The organism is Roseovarius sp. TE539 (genome assembly GCF_003298505.1).
GTDB lineage: Bacteria > Pseudomonadota > Alphaproteobacteria > Rhodobacterales > Rhodobacteraceae > Roseovarius.
Genome location: NZ_QNGB01000057.1, coordinates 1 through 3,838, shown reverse-complemented (window position 1 = coordinate 3,838; position 3,838 = coordinate 1). Strand labels below are relative to the sequence as shown.

Sequence of the window (3,838 nt, the reverse complement as noted above, 5' to 3'; positions counted from 1 at the left end):
CTGCAGGATCCCGACAATCTGTTCTTCGGTGAAGCGTGATTTGCGCATCGTCTGTTCTCCTCGTCGCTTTGAACGTTACGAGAACAAACTCTACTTTTGAATGGCCCGGTTTTGCGGGGGCAGGTCAACGCCATTGAAACCCGGGAAGTGGTGCAGGTGAAAATCTCACCGCCCCCGCCGCTTCACATTCCCGCCGCGTTGCCCCGGCCTCCCCGCCGTTGAGCGTCCGCGCGCGCCCATGGCGGCCTCGGAGGCCTTTTCCACCGCCTGTTGCCGCGCCAGAGGGTCGTCGTGCACCGCGAGGTCTACCGCTTCCAGCCGGTTGATCTCGTCGCGCAGGCGGGCGGCCTCCTCGAATTCCAGGTTCTCCGCGGCCTTGCGCATGTCGTCGCGCAGGCCGTCCAGATGGGCCTGCAGATTGGCCCCCGCCAGCGGCTTTTCCACCTCCGCGGTCACCCGGTTCATGTCCACGTCGCCCTTGTAGAGGCCGGCCAGAACGTCCTCGACATTCTTCCGGATCGTTGCGGGGGTGATGCCGTGCTCCCGGTTATAGGCGATCTGCTTGGCGCGGCGCCGGTCGGTCTCGTCGATGGCGCGCTGCATCGAGCCGGTGATCCTGTCAGCATACATGATGACCCGCCCGTCGGCATTGCGCGCGGCGCGCCCGATGGTCTGGATCAGCGAAGTCTCCGAGCGCAGGAAGCCTTCCTTGTCCGCATCAAGGATCGCCACCAGCCCGCATTCCGGGATGTCGAGCCCCTCGCGCAACAGGTTGATCCCCACCAGCACGTCGAAGGCCCCCAGCCGGAGGTCGCGCAATATCTCGATCCGTTCTATCGTGTCGATATCCGAATGCATGTACCGCACCTTGATACCCTGTTCGTGCAGATATTCGGTAAGGTCTTCGGCCATGCGCTTGGTCAGCGTGGTACAGAGCGTCCGATACCCCGCCTCGGCCACGCGCCGCACCTCGTCGAGCAGGTCGTCCACCTGCATGTCCACCGGGCGGATTTCCACCTGCGGGTCCAGAAGCCCGGTGGGTCGGATCACCTGCTCGGTGAACACGCCGCCGGTCTGTTCCAGTTCCCAGGCAGCGGGGGTGGCGGAGACGAAGACCGATTGCGGTCGCATCGCATCCCATTCCTCGAACTTGAGGGGGCGGTTATCCATGCACGAGGGCAGGCGGAAACCATGTTCGGCAAGGGTGAACTTGCGGCGGTAGTCACCCTTGTACATCCCGCCGATCTGCGGCACGCTCACATGGGACTCGTCGGCAAAGACGATGGCGTTGTCGGGAATGAACTCGAAGAGGGTGGGCGGCGGCTCGCCGGGCGCGCGGCCGGTAAGATAGCGCGAGTAATTCTCGATTCCGTTGCAAACGCCGGTCGCCTCCAGCATCTCGAGATCGAAATTGGTGCGCTGTTCCAGCCGCTGCGCCTCCAGCAGCTTGCCTTCCCCGACAAGCTGGTCAAGCCGTTGCCGCAGCTCCTTCTTGATGCTCGTGATCGCCTGCTGCATGGTCGGCTTGGGTGTTACGTAGTGGGAATTGGCATAGACCCGGATCTGTTCGAAGGTTCCCGTTTTCTCGCCGGTCAGAGGATCGAATTCCGTCACGCTTTCCAGTTCCTCGCCGAAGAAGGACAGTTTCCAGGCGCGGTCCTCCAGGTGGGCGGGAAAGATTTCAAGCGAGTCGCCACGTACACGGAATGATCCGCGCTGGAACGCATGATCGTTGCGCTTGTACTGCTGGGCAACCAGGTCGGCGATGATCCTGCGCTGATCGTAATCGTGACCGACCTTCAGGTCCTGGGTCATCGCGCCGTAGGTTTCCACGCTGCCGATGCCGTAGATGCATGATACGCTGGCCACGATGATCACGTCGTCACGCTCCAGAAGCGCGCGGGTGGCCGAGTGGCGCATCCGGTCGATCTGTTCGTTGATCTGGGATTCCTTTTCTATGTAAGTGTCGGAGCGCGGCACATAGGCTTCGGGCTGGTAGTAGTCGTAGTAGCTGACGAAGTATTCCACCGCGTTTTCCGGAAAGAACCCCTTGAATTCTCCGTATAACTGCGCTGCCAGTGTCTTGTTTGGGGCAAGGATGATGGCGGGGCGCTGTGTTTCCTCGATCACCCGTCCCATCGTGTAGGTCTTGCCGGTACCCGTGGCGCCCAGAAGCACCTGGTCGCGTTCGCCGCCGCGCACGCCCTCGGACAGTTCCTCGATGGCGGTTGGCTGATCTCCCGCGGCGGTGAATTCGGTCTGCATCACAAAGCTGTGCCCGCCTTCGAGCTTTTCGCGCTCGCGCACATCCGGTGCGGGGCTGTGCAGCGCGGCCTCGGACTTGTCGGAATGGGCATAGGGCATGACGTGCGGTCTCCTTGGTCTGGATCAGAGTTGATCCGTTCGCCGGGCAGTTCAACCCCCCATGATGCCTGCGCCGACAGGGTGGCGAAAAGCGGTTTAACTGTTCCCGCACAGTGTCTAATGTACCGACGACTTACCCGAACCCCCGGATTCAGAGATGCAGGTCGTTTTCCACGCAGGCGCGCACATGACCGACGAGGACAAGCTTCTCGCGTGCCTGTCGGGCAATGCGGAGTTGCTGGGCCAATTCGGCGCCATGGCACCTCCACCGCGCAGCTACCGCAAGCTGATGCGCGACATGCTGCGTGATGCCAATCAGGCCGGTGGCGCCCCGGCCCCTGATGCGCGCGCCACGCTTCTCGCCGCTATGGGGGCGGATCCGCAGCCCGATCGCCTGATCCTGTCGAGCGAGGGATTTTTCGGCACTCCGAAGATGGCCGCCTCGTCCGGGGTGCTTTATCAGGCGGCCGAACACCGCCTTGACATCTACCAGCGGATGTTCCGCGGTGACGGGTTCGAGCTTTTTCTCGCGATCCGGAATCCCGCCAGCTTCCTGCCCGGGGTCTTCCGCCAGACGCAGTTCGACGATTTCGCGGATTTCCTCGGCGGCACGGAACCGGCCGCGATCCGCTGGTCCGAGATGATCGGACGGCTGCGCGCGGCATTTCCGGACATGCCGATGACGGTGTGGTGCTACGAAGACATCCCTCTGATCTGGGCGCAACTGGTGCGCGAGATGGCCGGGTTCGAGCCGACGACGCGGTTCGACGGTGAACATGCGATCCTGTCGGAGATCATGACCGCACCGGGGCTGGACCGCTTCGAAGCCTACCTTGCCAGTCACCCGGACATGACCGAAATCCAGAAACGCCGCGTCATCGTCGCGTTCCTCGACAAGTTCGCGGAGGAAAATGCAATGGAGGAAGAGCTGGATGTTCCGGGCTGGACAGAAGCAATGGTGGAGGATCTGACAGAGATCTACGACGAGGATGTCTACGCCATCGCGCGCCTGCCCGGCGTAACGATGATTGCCCCCTGATCACCGCGGCCGCCCGGCAACCGGCGCTTGCCAGCGCCTTGCGGGCCTGCTAATGGGCCTCCGCGCGCCCCTATAGCTCAGCTGGTAGAGCAACTGATTTGTAATCAGTAGGTCGGGAGTTCGAGTCTCTCTGGGGGCACCATAAAAATCAATGACTTAGATGATTTCGACTGAAGTGACCGTAAAGTGATGTCCGAGCAGTGTCCGAAATTTTAGGTGGTGCTGTCTTAGGACCAAGGTCGGTATCGCTGCGGACATGGCATCCACGATTCTTCTGTCGGCCTCATGCTAGGCGGCGTCTGCATTTTGGGGATTCCCAAATCGGTTCTCGTTTGATTCAAGATCAAAAACGGGAGGCGATCTTGAGCAGACGGACTTTGACAGACAGGCAGTGGGCGATCATCGAACCTTTGGTTCCTGGCAAGGAAGGTGATC

2 protein-coding genes and 1 tRNA gene are annotated in these 3,838 nt (G+C 61.6%); 2 read left to right on the top strand and 1 reads right to left on the bottom strand.

The window, feature by feature from the left end; genetic code table 11:
- Positions 1 to 165: 165 nt before the first annotated feature.
- Entirely contained in the window at positions 166 to 2,364 is a 2,199-nt protein-coding gene (gene uvrB / locus DQW77_RS17755; protein WP_113259664.1) for an excinuclease ABC subunit UvrB, read from the bottom strand.
- 157 nt (positions 2,365 to 2,521) lie between these two features.
- Here uvrB and DQW77_RS17750 point away from each other — a divergent pair, with 157 nt between their 5' ends.
- Both DQW77_RS17750 and DQW77_RS17745 read left to right on the top strand, forming a co-directional pair.
- A complete protein-coding gene (locus tag DQW77_RS17750) occupies positions 2,522 to 3,403 on the top strand; it encodes a hypothetical protein (RefSeq protein WP_113259663.1) in 882 nt (293 codons plus the stop codon).
- A 66-nt stretch (positions 3,404 to 3,469) separates the two neighbouring features.
- Positions 3,470 to 3,545, top strand: a tRNA-Thr gene (locus tag DQW77_RS17745).
- The last annotated feature ends 293 nt before the right edge of the window (positions 3,546 to 3,838 follow it).

Excerpts from the sequence above, each read along its gene's own strand:
- uvrB (WP_113259664.1), bottom strand. The coding sequence starts at position 2,364 with ATGCCCTATGCCCATTCCGACAAGTCCGAGGCCGCGCTGCACAGCCCC.
- DQW77_RS17750 (WP_113259663.1), top strand. The coding sequence starts at position 2,522 with ATGCAGGTCGTTTTCCACGCAGGCGCGCACATGACCGACGAGGACAAG.